General features: G+C 63.1%; 15 protein-coding genes. 7 read left to right on the forward strand and 8 right to left on the reverse strand.

The features are described 5' to 3' along the window. Window positions 1-48: 48 nt before the first annotated feature. Window positions 49-990: a threonine/serine dehydratase gene (locus tag NKH99_RS17660; RefSeq protein ID WP_352502689.1), complete on the reverse strand. Its 942-nt coding sequence runs from the start codon at window positions 988-990 to the stop codon at window positions 49-51. A gap of 50 nt (window positions 991-1,040) precedes the next feature. Here NKH99_RS17660 and NKH99_RS17665 point away from each other — a divergent pair, with 50 nt between their 5' ends. Continuing rightward, the gene (locus NKH99_RS17665; protein WP_352489424.1) at window positions 1,041-1,343 is read left to right on the forward strand and encodes an ArsR/SmtB family transcription factor; all 303 of its coding nucleotides are present in this window, start codon (window positions 1,041-1,043) and stop codon (window positions 1,341-1,343) included. Window positions 1,344-1,353: 10 nt separating this feature from the next. Here NKH99_RS17665 and lysA read toward each other — a convergent pair whose 3' ends face one another. The 3 genes from lysA to argH all read right to left on the reverse strand — a co-directional run bounded on the left by lysA (window position 1,354) and on the right by argH (window position 4,316). Beyond that, entirely contained in the window at window positions 1,354-2,622 is a 1,269-nt protein-coding gene (gene lysA / locus NKH99_RS17670; protein WP_352471408.1) for a diaminopimelate decarboxylase, read from the reverse strand. A 15-nt stretch (window positions 2,623-2,637) separates the two neighbouring features. After that, window positions 2,638-2,844: a hypothetical protein gene (locus NKH99_RS17675; protein ID WP_023677931.1), complete on the reverse strand. Its 207-nt coding sequence runs from the start codon at window positions 2,842-2,844 to the stop codon at window positions 2,638-2,640. Between the two features lie 71 nt (window positions 2,845-2,915). Next, on the reverse strand, window positions 2,916-4,316 hold the full coding sequence (argH, locus tag NKH99_RS17680; protein ID WP_352471406.1) for an argininosuccinate lyase: 1,401 nt from the start codon (window positions 4,314-4,316) through the stop codon (window positions 2,916-2,918). Window positions 4,317-4,351: 35 nt separating this feature from the next. Here argH and tlpA point away from each other — a divergent pair, with 35 nt between their 5' ends. Continuing rightward, window positions 4,352-5,035 (forward strand): thiol:disulfide interchange protein TlpA, encoded by a 684-nt coding sequence (tlpA, locus tag NKH99_RS17685; RefSeq protein WP_023677933.1) that lies wholly within the window; start codon window positions 4,352-4,354, stop codon window positions 5,033-5,035. 2 nt (window positions 5,036-5,037) lie between these two features. Here the strand turns inward: tlpA and NKH99_RS17690 are convergent, their stop codons facing one another. Next, the gene (locus NKH99_RS17690; RefSeq protein ID WP_352816670.1) at window positions 5,038-7,470 is read right to left on the reverse strand and encodes a bifunctional diguanylate cyclase/phosphodiesterase; all 2,433 of its coding nucleotides are present in this window, start codon (window positions 7,468-7,470) and stop codon (window positions 5,038-5,040) included. A 296-nt stretch (window positions 7,471-7,766) separates the two neighbouring features. Between NKH99_RS17690 and ugpB the strand changes: the two genes are divergently transcribed. The 4 genes from ugpB (at window position 7,767) to ugpC (ending at window position 11,975) form a co-directional block, all read left to right on the forward strand. Continuing rightward, entirely contained in the window at window positions 7,767-9,077 is a 1,311-nt protein-coding gene (gene ugpB / locus NKH99_RS17695; protein WP_352471403.1) for a sn-glycerol-3-phosphate ABC transporter substrate-binding protein UgpB, read from the forward strand. Between the two features lie 81 nt (window positions 9,078-9,158). Next, window positions 9,159-10,043 (forward strand): sn-glycerol-3-phosphate ABC transporter permease UgpA, encoded by an 885-nt coding sequence (gene ugpA / locus NKH99_RS17700; RefSeq protein WP_352683133.1) that lies wholly within the window; start codon window positions 9,159-9,161, stop codon window positions 10,041-10,043. 8 nt (window positions 10,044-10,051) lie between these two features. Further along, window positions 10,052-10,900, forward strand: a complete 849-nt coding sequence (gene ugpE, locus NKH99_RS17705) for a sn-glycerol-3-phosphate ABC transporter permease UgpE (protein ID WP_352616000.1) — start codon at window positions 10,052-10,054, stop codon at window positions 10,898-10,900. A 7-nt stretch (window positions 10,901-10,907) separates the two neighbouring features. Then, window positions 10,908-11,975 carry a sn-glycerol-3-phosphate ABC transporter ATP-binding protein UgpC gene (ugpC, locus tag NKH99_RS17710; protein ID WP_352452447.1) on the forward strand — a complete coding sequence of 356 codons (1,068 nt, stop codon included), beginning with the start codon at window positions 10,908-10,910 and terminating at the stop codon, window positions 11,973-11,975. Window positions 11,976-11,997: 22 nt separating this feature from the next. Here ugpC and NKH99_RS17715 read toward each other — a convergent pair whose 3' ends face one another. The 3 genes from NKH99_RS17715 to NKH99_RS17725 form a co-directional block, all read right to left on the reverse strand. Beyond that, the gene (locus NKH99_RS17715) at window positions 11,998-13,080 is read right to left on the reverse strand and encodes an ABC transporter ATP-binding protein (protein ID WP_023677939.1); all 1,083 of its coding nucleotides are present in this window, start codon (window positions 13,078-13,080) and stop codon (window positions 11,998-12,000) included. Continuing rightward, window positions 13,077-14,660 carry an ABC transporter permease gene (locus NKH99_RS17720; protein WP_353014832.1) on the reverse strand — a complete coding sequence of 528 codons (1,584 nt, stop codon included), beginning with the start codon at window positions 14,658-14,660 and terminating at the stop codon, window positions 13,077-13,079. Before NKH99_RS17720 ends, NKH99_RS17715 begins: the two co-directional genes overlap by 4 nt. A gap of 169 nt (window positions 14,661-14,829) precedes the next feature. After that, entirely contained in the window at window positions 14,830-15,837 is a 1,008-nt protein-coding gene (locus NKH99_RS17725) for an iron ABC transporter substrate-binding protein (RefSeq protein WP_352831736.1), read from the reverse strand. Between the two features lie 202 nt (window positions 15,838-16,039). Here NKH99_RS17725 and NKH99_RS17730 point away from each other — a divergent pair, with 202 nt between their 5' ends. Next, a complete protein-coding gene (locus NKH99_RS17730) occupies window positions 16,040-16,582 on the forward strand; it encodes a sigma-70 family RNA polymerase sigma factor (RefSeq protein WP_353014833.1) in 543 nt (180 codons plus the stop codon).

The raw sequence follows: 16,582 nt of genomic DNA on the forward strand, positions 1-16,582 counted from the left end.
AAGGCGAGGCGGTTCCCCAAAACGTGAACAATAATGCCCCGGATATTGTCAGAATTTCGCCGGATTGGCGTTTGCGCCGCAGACCAGTACGGCAACGCGCTCGCCTGCAGCCGGTGCGTAGCGGCCGGACAGGAGCGCCGCGAAGGCGGCCGCGCCGCCCGGCTCGGAGATGATTCGCACGCGGTCCCACAGCGCCGCCTGGGCGGCGATAATGTCGTCGTCGCCGACCAGGATCGAGCGCTCGACGAATGCCTCGGCGATAGGATACATCATTTCGCCGACACGCTTTGGCGCGAGCGAATCGGCGGCGATGCCCTCAGCCGGCGCGTCGACGGGTCGGCCCGCCTCGAAGGCGCGATGAAGCGTCGGCGCACCCTCCGGCTCGACCGCGATTATCCTGATGCGGCCGGAAAACCAGGCAGCGATGCCGCCGATCAGCCCGCCGCCGCCGACGGCGACCAGCAGGGTGTCGAGCTTCGGCAGGTCGGCCTCGATCTCGAGGCCGAGCGTGCCTTGCCCGACCAGCGTCTCCTCCTGGTTGAAGGCGTGGATCTGCAGCGCGCCGGATTTTTCGGCGAAGCTCTCGCTGGCGGCCAGCGCCTCGGCATAACGGGCGCCGCCGACGATCAGCTCGGCGCCGTAGCCGCGGATGCGGTCCAGCTTGGCCTGCGGGCTCACTTCGGGAACAAAGATGGTCGCCTTGTGGCCGAGCCGCATGGCGGCATAGGCGACGGCGGCGCCGTGATTGCCGCCCGACGCGGCGACGACGCCGGCCGCAGGAACCGGCCGTTCGAGGAGATTGGTGAACGCACCACGTACCTTGAACGAGCCGGAATGCTGCAAGCACTCAAGCTTCAGGTCGACGGGCAGAGGCGGGCGGCCGAAATCGGCCATGTCGACGCGCAGCACCGGCGTGTGGCGCACGAAGGGCCGGATGCGGGGTTCTATCGCCGCAATGCGCTCGCGTGTGATCGTGTGGCCGTGCAGCATGCTTTCACTCCCAGAGTTGACATTACTTAGTAACTTGGCAAAGTGCCTAAATGCAAGAGGTCGACGTTTTCAAAGCGATTGCCAACGAGCGCAGGCTCCAGATCCTCGATTGGCTCAAGGACCCGCGGGCGCATTTTCCGCCGCAGACGGACGGCGATCTGGTCGAGGACGGCGTCTGCGCGCTGCTGATCGCGGAGAGGCTAGGGATCACCCAGGCTACGCTCAGCGAGCATATGCGCGTGCTCACCCAGGCAGGGCTTTTGCGCAGCAAGCGCATCAAGCAGTGGATATTCTATCGCCGGAATGAGGACAGAATCGCCGAAATCAGGGCGCTCATTCAGCACCGGCTGTAGCTGCAGAGTTCTACTCCAACCAGTCCGGCACCGAGTCCAGTCCGATCAGCTCGTCATAGGTCTGGCGCGGACGCACAACGTGGAAGCGGTCGCCGTCGACCAGCACTTCCGGTACCAGCAGCCTGGTATTGTAGGTGCCGGCCTGAACGGCGCCATAGGCGCCGGCGGTGGAGACAGCGATCAGGTCGCCGGATTTCAGCCGGGGCAGGTCACGGTCGAGCCCGAGATAGTCGCCGGTCTCGCAAACCGGGCCGACGACGTCGACCTTCATGCGTGGTGCAGCGGCCGGCTGCTGCGCCACCGGCTTGATGTCGTGAAAAGCGTCGTAAAGCGTCGGCCGGATCAGGTCGTTCATCGCGGCGTCGACGATGAGGAAGTTCTTGGCGTCGCCCTCCTTCACGAAGATTACTTCCGACACCAGGATGCCGGCATTCCCGACGATCAGCCGGCCTGGCTCGAACATTACCTTCAGCCCAAGTTTGGCAACATGTTTCCTGACGATCCGGGCATAGGCATCGGGCAAAGGCGGCGGGTTGTTGTCGACGCGGTAGGGAATGCCAAGGCCGCCGCCGACATCGATGTGCTCGATGGCATGACCGTCGGAGCGCAAGGCGCCGACCAGCTCCACCAGCAGCGCAAAGGCGTCGTCGAAGGGCTGCAATTCGGTGATCTGGCTGCCGATATGGGTGTCTATGCCGGTGACCTTGATGCCCGTCAGCTCAGCCGCGCGCGCATAGACCTTCCGCGCATGCTGCCACGGAATGCCGAACTTGTTCTCGGCCTTCCCAGTCGAAATCTTCTTGTGCGTCCTGGCGTCGACATCCGGGTTGATGCGCAGCGAGATCGGCGCGATCTTGCCCAGCGCGGTGGCGCGGGCCGACAGCAGCTCCAGCTCCGGTTCGGATTCGACGTTGAAACAGAGAATGCCGGCCGAGAGCGCAGAATCCATTTCGCGCGCGGTCTTGCCGACGCCCGAAAACAGGATCTTGCTTGCCGGGATGCCGGCCGCCAAAGCGCGGCGCAATTCGCCCTCCGAGACCACGTCGGCGCCGGCGCCGAGCCTTGCCAGCACCCTCAGCACGGCCTGGTTGGAATTCGCCTTCATGGCATAGCAGACGAGAGCATCGAGCCCGGCAAAGGCCTCGGTGAAGACGCGAAAATGCCTGGTCAGCGTCGCCGTCGAATAACAGTAGAACGGCGTGCCGACGCTGGCGGCGATGTCTGATATCGCCACGTCCTCGGCATGCAGCGCGCCATCGCGGTAGTCGAAATGGTTCACGAGATTGGTCCGAAATCAGAGCAGCGGGTCGAGGATGAATTTCTTGTCCTCGACAGGTTTTTCCGGCTCCGGCGGCAAAGGTTGCTTGGCCTTCTCGGCGTCCTTGCGGGCCTGCACGGCTGCCGCGTACGGCGTGTCGAGCGCAGCCTTCCTGCCGCAGGCCGCAACGGTGGCCATTGCCGCCAGCAGCGTCAGCGTCACCAAAATCCTGCTTCCGGTCATCGTGCCATCCGTCCGAAACTGTTGCCCGCAGCCGCTTCTAGCCGAGTTTTGCGGCCATTGCACCCCGCGTCTTACGCCTTGGCGAGCCGCTTTTTCCAGTAGCGGATCTGCTTGCGCACCTCGGACGGCGCGGTGCCGCCGAAGCTCGTGCGGCTCTTTACAGAATTCTGCACGGCAAGAACCGAAAACACGTCGGCGCTGATACCGGGGTGAATGGACTGCAGATCCTCCAGCGAAAGCCTGTCGAGCCCGACCTTCTTCTCCTCGGCCAGCGCCACCGCCCGGCCAGTGATATGGTGCGCCTCGCGGAACGGCAGGCCGAGCGAGCGCACCAGCCAGTCGGCGAGGTCGGTCGCAGTCGAATAGCCGGCGCCGGCCGCCTTCTTCATCGCGGCAGTGTTCACCGTCATATCGCGCACCATGCCGGTCATCGCCGCCAGCATCAGGTCGAGCGTCTCGGCCGCGTCGAAGACCGATTCCTTGTCTTCCTGCATGTCCTTGCCATAGGTCAGCGGCATGCCCTTCATCACCGTCAGCAGACCGACGAGATGGCCGGTGACACGGCCGGTCTTGCCGCGCACCAGTTCGGCAGCGTCCGGGTTCTTCTTCTGCGGCATGATCGACGAACCCGTCGAGAAACTATCCGACAGCCTGATGAAGCCGAATTGCGGCGTCGACCAGATGATGATCTCTTCGGCCAGCCGCGACAGATGCGTCGCGCAGATCGCCGCAAAGCCCAGGAACTCCAGCGCGAAATCGCGGTCCGAAACACTGTCGAGCGAATTGCGCATCGGCTCGCGGAAGCCAAGCGCCTTCGCCGTCTGGTGCCGGTCGATGGAAAAGCTGGTGCCGGCAAGGGCGGCGGCGCCGAGCGGGCTTTCATCCATCCGCTCGATGGCGTCGCGGACACGCGACAGGTCGCGCGCAAACATCTCGACATAGGCCATGCAGTGGTGGCCGAAGGTCACCGGCTGCGCCGCCTGCATGTGGGTGAAGCCCGGCATCACCGTTGCCGCATGCTCCTCGGCCCGATCCAGGAACGCCGTGATCAGGCCCTTCAGCGCCTCGGCGACACGAAAGCATTCGTCCTTGACCCACAGCCTGAGGTCGACCGCCACCTGGTCGTTGCGCGAGCGGGCGGTATGCAGGCGGCCGGCGGCGGGGCCGATCAAATCGGCCAGACGGGCCTCGACATTCATGTGGATGTCTTCCAGCCTGGTCGAGAACTCGAATGTGCCGGCCTCGATCTCTGCGAGGATCGTGTTCAGCCCGTGAGCGATTTTTTCTTGATCGGCCGCCGAAATAATGCCCGTTTGCGCCAGCATCTGGCTATGGGCGATCGAGCCGCGAATATCCTGCGCATAGAGTTTGCGGTCGAACGAGATCGATGCGTTGATCGCTTCCATGATTGCGGCCGGACCCGAGGCAAAACGTCCGCCCCACATCTGGTTGCTGGCCTTCTTGTCGTTCATCGCTATAACCCGTGCTCCGGAGCAGTTTTTCAAAAATGGCAGACGGCAATAGATTTTTCCCGGCTTTGCGTCTCATCCTCGCCGCTTTGGTTGCGGGCGTGCTGGCCGGCGCGGTCGCGGTATATGTCAGGGAAAGCAGTTCTGGCAACAAGGCGCCCGCGCAAGTGGCCGCCGGCGGCGGCAAGGACGACGTCGCCTGCGCCGCCAAGACCGACCGTGCCAAGAAGATCGCCGCCGCTGCCACCGGCCAGGTTGCCGCGCTTTTGCCGGCGGATCCGCCGCAATCGCTGAAAAGCCTTGCCTTCAACGGCCCCGACGGCAAGCCGACGACGATCGCCGATCATGCCGGCAAGACGGTGCTGCTCAATCTGTGGGCGACATGGTGCGCACCTTGCCGCGCCGAAATGCCGGCGCTCGATGCGCTGCAGAAGGAGATGGGCAGCGATGCGTTTCAGGTTGTTGCCGTCAACGTCGATGCCGGCGACGATGCCAAACCGAAGAAGTTCCTGGAGGACACCGGCGTCAAGTCGCTCGGCTACTATCGCGATGCCACGATGGCGCTGTTCAACGACGTCAAGACGCGCGGCCTGGCGCTCGGTCTGCCGGTCACCATGCTGATCGATGGGCAAGGCTGCCTGATCGCCCATATGAATGGCCCGGCCGAATGGTCGGGGCCGGATGCCAAGCGTCTGGTCGAGGCGGCGCTTCAGCCGGGATAGGCTCAGACCGTGCGCAGGCGCGGCTTGAGCACGGCAATGCTTGCGCCGCGTCGGCTGGCGGTGCGGATTGCCGGAGCGGCCACGCCCGTCAGTTCCCCGAATGTCTCGATCGGAGCCGGTTTGCCGAGGTAGTAGCCTTGCCCGATCTCGCAAGCCTCGGCGTCCAGGAACTGCAATTCACCCGGCGTCTCGATGCCTTCTGCCAGAACCGGTAAGCCGAGACCGCGTCCAAGCCCCAGCACGGCGCGAACGATCGCCGCGAACTGGGCGTTCTTGTCGACCGATTTGATGAACGACCCGTCGATCTTGATCTTGTCGAAGGGAAAGGCGCTGAGGTTGGACAGCGAAGAATAGCCGGTGCCAAAATCGTCCATCGCCACATGCACGCCAAGCGCCTTGACCTGCCTCAAGGTTGCCAGCGCGCGCGGCATGTCCTTCACCAGGGCCGTTTCGGTGATCTCCAGTTCGAGCCTGCCGGGGGCCAGGCCGGATCTCGTCAATGCGTCGTGCACCTTGCGGCTGAAGTTCGGATTGTGAAGTTGCACGGCGGAGACGTTGACGGCGACCATCAGCGGGTTTGTCCAGCGAACAGCATCGTTACAAGCCGTCGTCAGCACCCAGTCGCCGATCTGCGCGATAGCGCCACTGTCCTCGGCCACGGGGATGAAAACGGTCGGAGAAATGTCACCCCGCTCAGGGTGCTGCCAACGGACCAGGGCTTCGAAGCCGATCATCCTGCCGCCGCGGATCTCCTTCTGCGGCTGATAGACGAGGTGGAACTCCTTGCGGGCGATCGCCTGGCGCAATTCATGCTCCATCACGCGCTTGTCGCGGGCCGCGGTGCCCATGGCTATCTCGAAAAACCGATAAGTGTCCCTGCCTTCGGTTTTGGCGCGATGGAGTGCCGTGTCGGCATGGCTGATCAGGCCGGCCTGGTCTTCGGCATCCAGCGGAAAGAAGGCGATGCCGATGCTGGCCGAGACGAGGCCGGAGCCGACCGAAACCCTGTTTTCCTCCCGGATCGCCGCCAGCAAGTCCTCGGCTATCCGGCCTGCGGCCAGGGGGTCGGGGAGGTTCGGAGCTATGATGGCAAATTCATCGCCGCCGAGACGCGCGAGCATCTGTCCGTGGCGCGGGATGCCGGAAATGCAGTGCGCCAGCTTCTGCAGCATAGCATCGCCGGCCCCGTGGCCATAGAGGTCGTTGACTTGCTTGAACCGGTCAAGGTCAAGCAGCAGGAGCGCCAGATGTCCATCCTTGCCGCCACGATCCATCGAGGCGAATTCTGCTTCCAGCCGGGAAGAAAAGCTCCGCCGATTGGCAAGCCCGGTAAGCGGATCGAAATGCGCGAGGCGGAGGATCTCTTGTTCTGCCTTCTTGCGCTCACGGATGTCGCGAACGGCAAGCACCGTATGAGGCCTGCCGCAGTAGGTGATTTTCCTGGCGATCAGCTCGACAGGAATTCTCGCCCCGTCGCTGCCCCTTAACTTCGCTTCCTGCGCCTGTTCGCCGAAGCCGGACATATCGGCTGCGCTCTGTCCGTCGAAAAGCTCGCCGAATTGCATCGTGTTCAGGGTGGCTGTCGCTGTTCCGGTCAGCTTCGCCATACTGTCATTGGCGCTGACAATGCGGGTGCCATCGCAAACGATCAGACCTTCCACCGCCGCATTGGCGAGATCGTGCATGCGATCGGCCTCGAGCTTCTGGCGGCGAAAGCGCAGGTCGATCCACAGCGCGGCACCCGATAGCACAAGGATTATCAGGCTGGCGACCGCTGCGGCAAAGGCCTGGGAAATGGGCTCGATGGAATGTTCGGATATTTCAATCGAGGAATCCGGAATGATCGACACCGCGGCCATCGCGATGAAATGCAAGCTGCAAATCGCCAGCGTCAAAAGCGCGGCGCCGCCGAAAGTCGCGAGCGCTGACGGACGGCGCAAGACGACAAGGAGCGCCAGTGCCGCGAGGGTCACGCCGGCCAGAAGCGATATCGCGACAAGGAGCAGGTTCCATACGACCCGGCCTTCGACCTCGAAAGCTGCCATGCCGATGTAGTGCATCGTCGCGATGGCGCCGCCCAGAATGGCGCCACCGACGAGGAAATGGTCGATGCCGCGGCGCAAGGTGGCGACCCACATCCCAAGCGCGGTCATGATAACGGCGGCGGCAAGCGAAAAGGCGGATAATCCCGGATTGTATGCGTTCGGTATTCCCGGCGTAAACGCGGTCATGGCGATGAAATGCGTCGCCCATATGCCGAACCCGGTCGAGGCCGCGGCGATCATCAGCCAGACAAGCCGGTTTCGCTCGGTCGATCGGCCGACATGCTTAAGGAGATTAACCGCCGAGAAGCAAGAAATTCCACAGATGAGTGCGGCAAGCGCAACCAGTCTCGGATCGTGCTGACTTACAATACAATTATAGACCGTCAGCATCCTGGTTCACTCGGTCTGCCAAAATTAACAGGGGAGGTGTGACGGATTAGCTCTTGGAGATTTTAACGAATGGTTAACCCGTGGGCCATGAGGCGGGTCTTTTCGGGGGAAAACCGACGCCGCTGCGCCGAAAAGACGGTGATGTGATTTCTGGCGCCCGGTTTCAGTAGCGAGTGCACTTTAGGAAGGAATGATGTTCATTGATCCGCAATAAAACCGTTGTCCGATTGTCATCAGCGCCACATATTGGCTTTGCGGAAGTGCCCCTTTCGCCAATGACAAACGGGAGATGAAACATGAAGTTCTTCGGCTTTGCGGCCGGTATCGCCGCCACCGTGACCCTGCTTTCCACCACCTCCGCCTTCGCCGTCACGCAGATCAGCTGGTGGCACGCCATGACCGGCGCCAACGCCGAGGTCGTCGCCAAGATCTCCAAGGATTTCAACGCCAGCCAGAGCGACTATGAGCTCGTTCCGGTGTTCAAGGGCACCTATCCGGAGACGCTGAATGCCGGCATCGCTGCCTTTCGTGCCGGGCAAGCGCCAGATATCCTCCAGGTGTTCGACGTCGGCACCGGCGTGATGATGGCGGCCGAGGGTGCGATAAAGCCGGTGGCCGATGTGATGACCGGCGCCGGGATGACTTTCGACAAGAGCCAGTATCTGCCCGGCATCGTCGGCTATTATTCGAAGCCGGACGGCACCATGCTATCGTTCCCCTACAACTCTTCCTCGCCGATCCTCTATTACAACAAGGACATCTTCCAGAAGGCAGGCCTCGACGTGAACAATCCGCCCAAGACGTGGAACGAGGTGTGGGAAGCTGCCAAGAAGATCAAGACGAGCGGCGCCGCCCCTTGCGGCTATACCTCGACCTGGCTGACCTGGATCCACCTGGAGAATTTCGCGGCGTGGAATGACGTGCCTTGGGCCACCCAGCAGAATGGCCTGGCCGGCGGTGATGTCGAACTCAAGATCAATGCGCCGATTTTCGTCAACCACTTCCAGGCGCTCGCTGACCTGGCCAAGGACGGCACATTCAAATATGGCGGGCGCACCTCCGAAGCCAAGCAGATATTCCTCGCCGGCGAATGCGGCATCTTCACCGAATCGTCGGGCGGCCTCGGCGATATCGTCAAGTCCGGCATGAACTATGGCATCGGCCAGCTTCCTTACGACAGTGACGCCAAGGGTGCCCCGCAGAACACGACGCCGGGCGGTGCCAGCCTGTGGGTGTTCGGCAACAAGTCGGACGAGGAATACAAGGGCGTCGCGGCCTTCTTTGCCTATCTGTCCAAGACCGATGTGCAGGAATATCTGCACCAGAAGTCGGGATATTTGCCAGTGACGCTTGCGGCATACGAGGCGACTAAGAAATCAGGCTTCTATGACAAGAACCCCGGCCGCGAGACACCCATCCTGCAGATGATCGGCAAGTCGCCGACCGACAATTCGAAGGGCGTGCGCCTGCCGAATCTGCCGCAGGTGCGTGATATCCAGAACGAGGAGCTGGAGAAGATGCTGGCCGGCCAGCAAACCGCCCAGCAGGCACTCGACAATGCGGTTGCGCGCGGCAACGCGGCGATCAAGGAAGCGCTGGAGAACTGACGGGATTATCTCAGTTAGTCGGTTGGAATATCGCCCACGCGAGCTCGCGCGGGCGATACCTGGATAGCGAGGGAAATCAGCCTGTCTCCACGCGTCGTCTTTCCCAACAAGATCCTGCCCTACCTGCTGGTGGCGCCACAACTCGCCATCACCCTGGTTTTCTTCTACTGGCCGGCCGGTCAGGCGCTGTACCAGTCGATGCTCAGGCAAGACCCGTTCGGGCTGAAGAGCAGGTTCGTCTGGTTTGCCAATTTCCGGAAGGTGCTGGCCGATCCGGCCTACCTCAACTCGATCAAGGTCACAGTAGTGTTCTCTCTTGCGACCGCGATCGTTGCCATGGTTGTGGCCCTGCTGCTCGCGGTCATGGCCGAGAAGGCCGTGCGCGGCAAAGGCCTTTACCGCACACTGTTGATATGGCCTTACGCCGTGGCGCCGGCGATTGCCGGCATGCTTTGGCTTTTCCTGTTCAATCCCTCGATCGGCTCGTTGGCCTATTTGCTGAGAAGCCTCGGCGTCGTATGGGACCCGCTGCTCAACGGCACCCACGCCATGATCCTGCTGGTGTCGGCTGCTGCCTGGAAGCAGATCAGCTACAACTTCCTGTTCTTCGTCGCCGGCCTGCAGGCGGTGCCGAAAACGCTGATCGAAGCGGCGGCCATGGACGGCGCCGGCGAAACCAAGCGCTTCTGGACCATCGTCTTCCCGCTGCTTGCGCCGACAACCTTTTTCCTGCTGGTCGTCAACACCGTCTATGCCCTGTTCGACACGTTCGGCATCGTTCATGCCGTCACCGGCGGCGGGCCGGGCAAGACGACAGAGACGCTGGTCTACAAGGTCTACAATGACGGCTTCGTCAATCTGATCCTGGGCGACTCGGCGGCGCAGTCGGTCATCCTGATGGCCATCGTCATCGCGCTCACAGCAATCCAGTTCCGCTATGTGGAACGCAAAGTCCACTACGGCTGAGGGCAGCGATGATCGGCCAGTCCCCGCTCCGCACCTTCATCGCCCATGCCGTGCTCATCCTCGGCATAGTGATCGTGGCTTTTCCGATCTACTACACCTTCGTTGCCTCGACGCACACGCTGCAAACGATCCTCAGGCCGCCCCTGCCGCTCTTGCCCGGCGGCCAGCTATGGAACAATTACAGCGAGGCGCTATTCGGCGGCATCGGTCGTATCGGCGGGGTCAGCGTCGGCAGGCTGCTGCTCAACACCACGATCATGGCGCTCGGCGTTGCGGTGGGAAAGATCTTCATCTCGATCCTGTCGGCCTACGCGATCGTGTTCTTTCGCTTTCCGCTGCGCATGACCTTCTTCTGGCTGATCTTCATCACCTTGATGCTTCCAGTCGAGGTGCGCATCCTGCCGACCTACAAGGTGATGGTCGATCTTGGCATGATCGACACCTATGCCGGCCTGATCGTCCCGCTGATCGCCTCGGCCACCGCAACGCTGCTGTTTCGCCAGTTCTTCATGACCATACCGGGCGAATTGGTCGAGGCGGCGCGTGTCGACGGTGCCGGGCCATGGCGCTTCTTTTTCGATATTCTGGTGCCGCTGTCGCGGACAAACATCGCCGCGCTGTTCGTGATCCTCTTCATCTATGGCTGGACGCAGTATCTTTGGCCGCTGCTCGTCACCAACAGCAACGACATGAACACCATCGTCATCGCGCTGAGAAAGATGGTTTCCTTCGCCGATGCCGACACCCAATGGCACCTCGTGATGGTCACGGCAATGCTGGCCATCGTGCCGCCGATCCTGGTGGTCGTGCTGATGCAACGCTGGTTCGTGCGCGGTCTGGTCGAATCCGAAAAGTGAGAAGCCGATGGCGACCGTGGATCTGAAGGATGTCAGGAAAATCTATCCCAGCGGCGTCGAGGCCGTGAAGGGCGTTTCCATCGCCATTCCCGACAAGGAGCTTTGCGTGCTGGTCGGCCCGTCCGGCTGCGGCAAGTCTACGCTGCTGAGGATGATCGCCGGGCTGGAGACGATTTCTGCCGGTACAGTCGCCATTGACGGCAAGGTGGTCAACGCCATTGGCCCGACCGAGCGCGACATCGCCATGGTGTTCCAGAACTACGCGCTCTACCCACATATGAAGGTCTATGACAACATGGCCTATGGCCTGCGCAACCGCGGCACGCCGAATGACGAGATCGACAGCAGGGTACGCTCGACTGCCAAGGTGCTGGAGCTTTCGGCGCTGCTCGACCGGCGCCCGCGCGAGCTTTCCGGCGGTCAGCGCCAGCGCGTCGCCATGGGTCGCGCCATCGTGCGCAACCCGAAGGTCTTCCTGTTCGACGAACCGCTGTCCAACCTCGATGCGAAATTGCGCGGGCAGATGCGCATCGAGATCAAGAATCTGCAGCGCTCGCTTGGCGTCACCTCGGTTTATGTCACGCACGACCAGCTTGAGGCGATGACGCTGGCCGACATCCTCGTCGTCATGAACGCCGGCCTGGTCGAGCAGACCGGCGCGCCGCTTGATGTGTACGAGAAACCGGCCTCGACCTTCGTCGCTTCGTTCATAGGCGCACCGCCAATGAATCTGCTAGCGCTCACAGGGGCCTCCCCAAGCTCGGTATTGGCGGACGGTACTGTGATTGGCTTGGCGCCTCGACAGGGCAAGGCAGTGACGCTAGGCTTTCGTCCGGAGGACGCCGACATCACCTTCGCGGCAGAGGCGCCGGCCGGCGCGCTCGCGCTGCCGGCAACAGTGGAAGCGGTCGAACCGGTCGGTGCCGAAAGCTTTCTCCATTGCGTGGCAGCCGGCAGCCGCATCGTCGTGCGCGTCTCAGGCCGCGCCAGCGCCAAGCCAGGCGACCAATTGCGCGTCGTGGCCAGGTCCGAAAAGCTGCATTGGTTCGATCAAGCGGGCAAACGGGTCGATTGAAGTCGGCCTTGCGCAAAACCGTTCAGGCAAACACATGCGCCTTGCCCGACACGGTCAGCCGGACGATCTCGCCGATCGCCGGCGCGTCCATGCCCGGCTTGCGCAGGATCAACGGCGTATTGCCGATAGCGGCGGCGTCGGGCGGATCGGGGCTGTTCAACAGACGCACCGCGATGGTGCACATCGAGCCGGCGAACTCCGATTCTGTCACCTCGCCGAACAGCATGTCCGGCGTGCCGGACATGCCTTCACGCGATGTGCGTTTCAGCAACACCTGCTCCGGCCGCAGCATGATGCGGGCGACGTCGCGCCGCTCCGAGCTGTCGACAGCGATGCGGCCGAGCGGCGAGATGGCGAAGCCATCGGCGATCCTTGCCGGCAGGACGATGGCGTCGCCAAGGAACTCGGCGACCATCCTGTCCTTCGGCTTGAAATAGAGCTCGCGCGGCGTGCCGACCTGCGAGAATTTGCCGTCGCGCATCACCGCGACCTGGCTGGCGAATGACAGCGCCTCGGCCTGGTCGTGGGTGACCAGGATGGTGGTGATGCCGGCGGTTTCAAGGAGCTCGGCCACGGCCTTGCGCATCGAGGCGCGCAGGCCCGTGTCGAGCGCCGAGAACGGCTCGTCGAGCAGCATCAGCCGCGGCTTCATGGCCATGGCGCGGGCGAGCGCGACGCGCTGCTGCTGGCCACCGGAGAGTTCGTGCGGACGGCGTTTCAGGATTCCTTTGTCCAGCCCGACGACATAGGCGAGCTCGGCGATGCGCTCGCTGCGCTTTTCCTCGTGACGGCCCATGCCGAAGCCGATATTGGCGGCGATGCTCAGATGCGGGAATAGAGCGCCGTCCTGCGCCACCAGCCCGATGCCGCGGCGATGCGCCGGCACGGCCGTGTCGCCATCGGCCAGCACCTCGCCATCGAGCACGATGCGGCCCTGGTCCGGCGCCTCGAAGCCGGCGATCAGCCGCAGCAAGGTGGTCTTGCCGCAACCGGACGGCCCGACGATTGCCGTACGGCTGCCGCTGGCCACGCTGAGGTCGACGCCGGCAAGTGCTGCGACGGGCCCGTAGTGCTTGTGGATGCCGCTCAGCTCGAGAAAGCTCATCGCCCGGCCATCCGCTTCGACTGGACGTAGAGCAACCAGGTCAAAGGCAGCGACATCGCCATCATGATCAGGGCGTAAGGCGCCGCCGACGCATAGTCGATCTCGCCGCTATAGGACCAGAACGCCATGGCCAGCGTGCGGGTGCCGTTGGGCGCCAGCATCTGGGTTGCGGTCAATTCGTTCATGATACCCAGAGCGACCAACGCCATGCCGGCTGCGGCGCCGGGCGCCGACAGGCGGATGGTCGTCGACCACAGCGCCTTGAGCGGCGACCGGCCGAGGCTGGAGGCGGCGCGTTCGAGCTCGACCGGCGCCTGTGCGATCGACGCCCTGAGGCTAATCAGGGCGCGCGGCAGGAACATCAGCGCATAGGCGACCAGGATGGTGAACAGGGTCTGGTAGAGCGGCATGGCGATACGCACGGCGATGGTGACCAGCGCCAGGGCGATGACAACGCCGGGCAACGCGCCGACGATATAGTTGCAGCCCTCCAGGACGCGTTGCAGCCGCCCCGGCGCGCGGATCGAAATCCACGCCATCGGCATTGCCGCGACGGTGGCGAGCAGCGCGCCGGCAATTGCCAGGAACAGCGTTTGGCCAAGCGCCAGGCCGATCTCGTCGAGCCGCCAGACATCGGCGCCGCCGGCCATGAGCCAGCGGCCGATAGTGGCGAACGGCACGCCGAGCGCCAGCAGCGTGGTAATGGCAGGCAGCAGCAGGCAAGGAATGGTGGCGCGCCCAAGGCTCGTGCGCTGCTGCTGGCGCGCAGCACCCGAACCGACGCGGGCATAGCGCTCCTCGCCGCGCACCAGCACCTCCAGCCCGAGCAGCACAAGGCAGCAGGTCACCAGCACGCCGGCCAGCATGTTGGCGGCGGGACCGTTGAAGGTCGACTGGAACTGGTCGACGATCGCGGTGGTGAAGGTGTCGAAGCGGATGAAGACATAGAGCCCGTATTCGGCCAGGAGATGCAGGCCGACCAGCAGGGAGCCGCCGCAAATGGCGAGCCGGAGCTGCGGCAGCACGACACGCCTGAACACACGCCACGGGCCGAGACCAAGGGCTGCCGCTGCATCCTCGAGAGCGGGATCAAGCCGTCGCAATGCCGCCGCCACCGGCAGATAAAGGAACGGGAAATAGGCGATGACGGACACAAGCACGCCGGCCCACAGGCCGTGCAGTCTGGGCACCATGGTGATCCAGGCGTAACTGTGGACGAAGGCGGGAATGGCGAGCGGCGCCACCGACAGCCAGGACCATAGGCGGGCACCCGGCAGATCGCTGCGCTCGGTCAGCCAGGCCAGCGTGACCGACAGCACGATCGAGATCGGCACCGCCAGAACCACCAGCAGGCTGGTGTTGACCAGAAGTTCGCCGACGCGCGGCCTGAACACCAGCGCCGCCACCGTTTCCCAGCCGGTCTGCACCGCCACCCAGACGATGAAGGCAAGCGGCAGCAGCGCGAAAAGCGAGACAAAGACGGCAGCCAACGCAATCCATGAGACCGACCAACGACGTGCCCGCACGGCCGTGGCGTCGGCCGGCAAGCCTGGGCGTGCGAGATCGATCGCGGATTGCATCAGATCAGACGTTGCGCCAGCTCCGCCCGGAGGCGGAAACGATCGGCAGCGGATAATCTCGCGGGTAGCTTGTGGTCATAGGCAAATGCCATCTTGAAAACAGAGCGCTCCTGTGGAAAGCGAATTCCCACAGGAGCGCAGTCGGTTGCCCTTTTAGGACGAACGCCGGCTAAAGCAAGCCGGCCGCCGTCATCAGGTCGGTCACCTTTTTCGAGTTCAGCGTCGTCGGGTCGACTTTCGGCGCCTGCAGATCGGCCAGCGGCACCAGCTTCGGGTTGGACTCGGCGCCCTTGCCGACTGCGTATTCGAACGAATCGCCTGTTTTCAGCACGTCCTGGCCACGATTGCCGGTGACCCATTTCAGGAAAGCCTGCGCTTCCTTCGGGTGCTTGCTCGAGGCCAGCACGCCGCCGCCGGAAATCGAGACGAAAGCACCGGGATCCTGATGCTTGAAATAGTGCAACTCGACGTTCTTGCTGTTCTCGCCGGTCTTGGCCTGATCGCCGTAGTAGTAATAGTGATAGATCACGCCGCCTTCGACCTCGCCGGCATTGACCGCCTTCATCACCGTGCTGTTGCCCTTATAGGCGGTAAAATTCTCCTTCATCGCCTTCAGCCATTCGGCCGTCGCCGCCTCACCCTTGAGCTGCAGAAGCGCGCTGACGATCGCCTGGAAATCGGCGCCGGAGGGCGAAGCGGCCCAGCGGCCCTTCCAGCTCGGATCGGCGAGATCGAGCAGCGATTTGGGCAGCTGGTCGGCGCTCAGCTTGGTCTTGTTGTAGGCAAAGACGGTGCTGCGCGCGGCAACGCCGACCCATTTGCCGCTCGCCGGCTGGTACTCCTGCGGAACCTGGGCCAGCGTCTCGGTGTCGACCGGTGCGAACAGGCCGGCCGCCTCGACCAATGCCATGGCCGGCGAATTCTCCGTCAGGAATACATCGGCGGGCGAAGCGGTGCCTTCCGCAACGATCTGATTGGAGAAATCGCTGTCGCCGCCATTGCGGACGGTAACCTTGATGCCGGTTTCCTTGGTGAATCCCTCCGCCCAGGCCTTGGTCAGGTTTTCGTGCTGGGCGTTGTAAACGACGATGCCCTCGTCCTCTGCTATTGCCGGGCCGGCGATCAGGCTGATTGCAAGTGCTGTCGCACCGGCAAGGGCGGAAAGAGCATATTTCATGGCGTCGTCCTCGATTTCGATGGTCTTTGGCTTGGCACGCTGCACCTACCAATACCTGACTGGTGCAGTCAACATTGCTGACCCACTCAATCGCTCAAAAGGAGCAAACTCTCGTGATGCTCAGCTAATTTGCCTTGGACATTATTTCGCCGGCCCCGTAACAAATCAGCGCCGAGACGCGAATATCGGGGAGTGAACTCTTGTGAGCGGCAACGACGAAGCCGAGCTTTCACGGCTGCTGCGGGCCGCGATCGCCGGAGACGAAAGGGCCTATGCCGACTTTCTGCACCGGATCGCCGCGCTCGTTCGTGGCTTTGCCCGGCGCAAGATCGTGCAGGGCGGGGTGGATCCCGAGGATGTCGTGCAGGAAACCTTGCTGGCCATTCATGTGAAACGACACACCTGGCGCCATGATGCGCCGGTGCTGCCTTGGGTCTATGCAATAGCCCGCTTCAAGCTGATCGATGCGTTCCGGCGGCGCGGTCGGCGGATCGAGATCGAGATCGACGAAATCGCCGAGACCTTTGCCGAGCCGGAATCGGAGACGGTGAGCGAGCGCGACGTCAACCGGGCGCTCGACAGCCTGCCGCCGGCACAGCGTTCCGTCGTCTCGGCCGTATCGGTCGAAGGCCGGTCAATCGGTGAGACCGCGGCCAAATTCGGCATCAGCGAGACGGCTGTGCGGGTGTCACTGCACCGCGGGCTTGCCGCCATTGCCAAACGGTTCAGGGCGGGGCGGGAATAA

The organism is Mesorhizobium sp. M0854 (assembly GCF_040319815.1).
Classification (GTDB): domain Bacteria; phylum Pseudomonadota; class Alphaproteobacteria; order Rhizobiales; family Rhizobiaceae; genus Mesorhizobium.

Bases quoted from the DNA above. Each gene is read 5' to 3' on its own strand.
- NKH99_RS17660 (WP_352502689.1), bottom strand. From the start codon at position 990: ATGCTGCACGGCCACACGATCACACGCGAGCGCATTGCGGCGATAGAA.
- NKH99_RS17665 (WP_352489424.1), top strand. From the start codon at position 1,041: ATGCAAGAGGTCGACGTTTTCAAAGCGATTGCCAACGAGCGCAGGCTC.
- NKH99_RS17675 (WP_023677931.1), bottom strand. From the start codon at position 2,844: ATGACCGGAAGCAGGATTTTGGTGACGCTGACGCTGCTGGCGGCAATG.
- argH (WP_352471406.1), bottom strand. From the start codon at position 4,316: ATGAACGACAAGAAGGCCAGCAACCAGATGTGGGGCGGACGTTTTGCC.
- tlpA (WP_023677933.1), top strand. From the start codon at position 4,352: ATGGCAGACGGCAATAGATTTTTCCCGGCTTTGCGTCTCATCCTCGCC.
- NKH99_RS17690 (WP_352816670.1), bottom strand. From the start codon at position 7,470: ATGCTGACGGTCTATAATTGTATTGTAAGTCAGCACGATCCGAGACTG.
- ugpB (WP_352471403.1), top strand. From the start codon at position 7,767: ATGAAGTTCTTCGGCTTTGCGGCCGGTATCGCCGCCACCGTGACCCTG.
- ugpE (WP_352616000.1), top strand. From the start codon at position 10,052: ATGATCGGCCAGTCCCCGCTCCGCACCTTCATCGCCCATGCCGTGCTC.
- ugpC (WP_352452447.1), top strand. From the start codon at position 10,908: ATGGCGACCGTGGATCTGAAGGATGTCAGGAAAATCTATCCCAGCGGC.
- NKH99_RS17715 (WP_023677939.1), bottom strand. From the start codon at position 13,080: ATGAGCTTTCTCGAGCTGAGCGGCATCCACAAGCACTACGGGCCCGTC.
- NKH99_RS17720 (WP_353014832.1), bottom strand. From the start codon at position 14,660: ATGCAATCCGCGATCGATCTCGCACGCCCAGGCTTGCCGGCCGACGCC.
- NKH99_RS17725 (WP_352831736.1), bottom strand. From the start codon at position 15,837: ATGAAATATGCTCTTTCCGCCCTTGCCGGTGCGACAGCACTTGCAATC.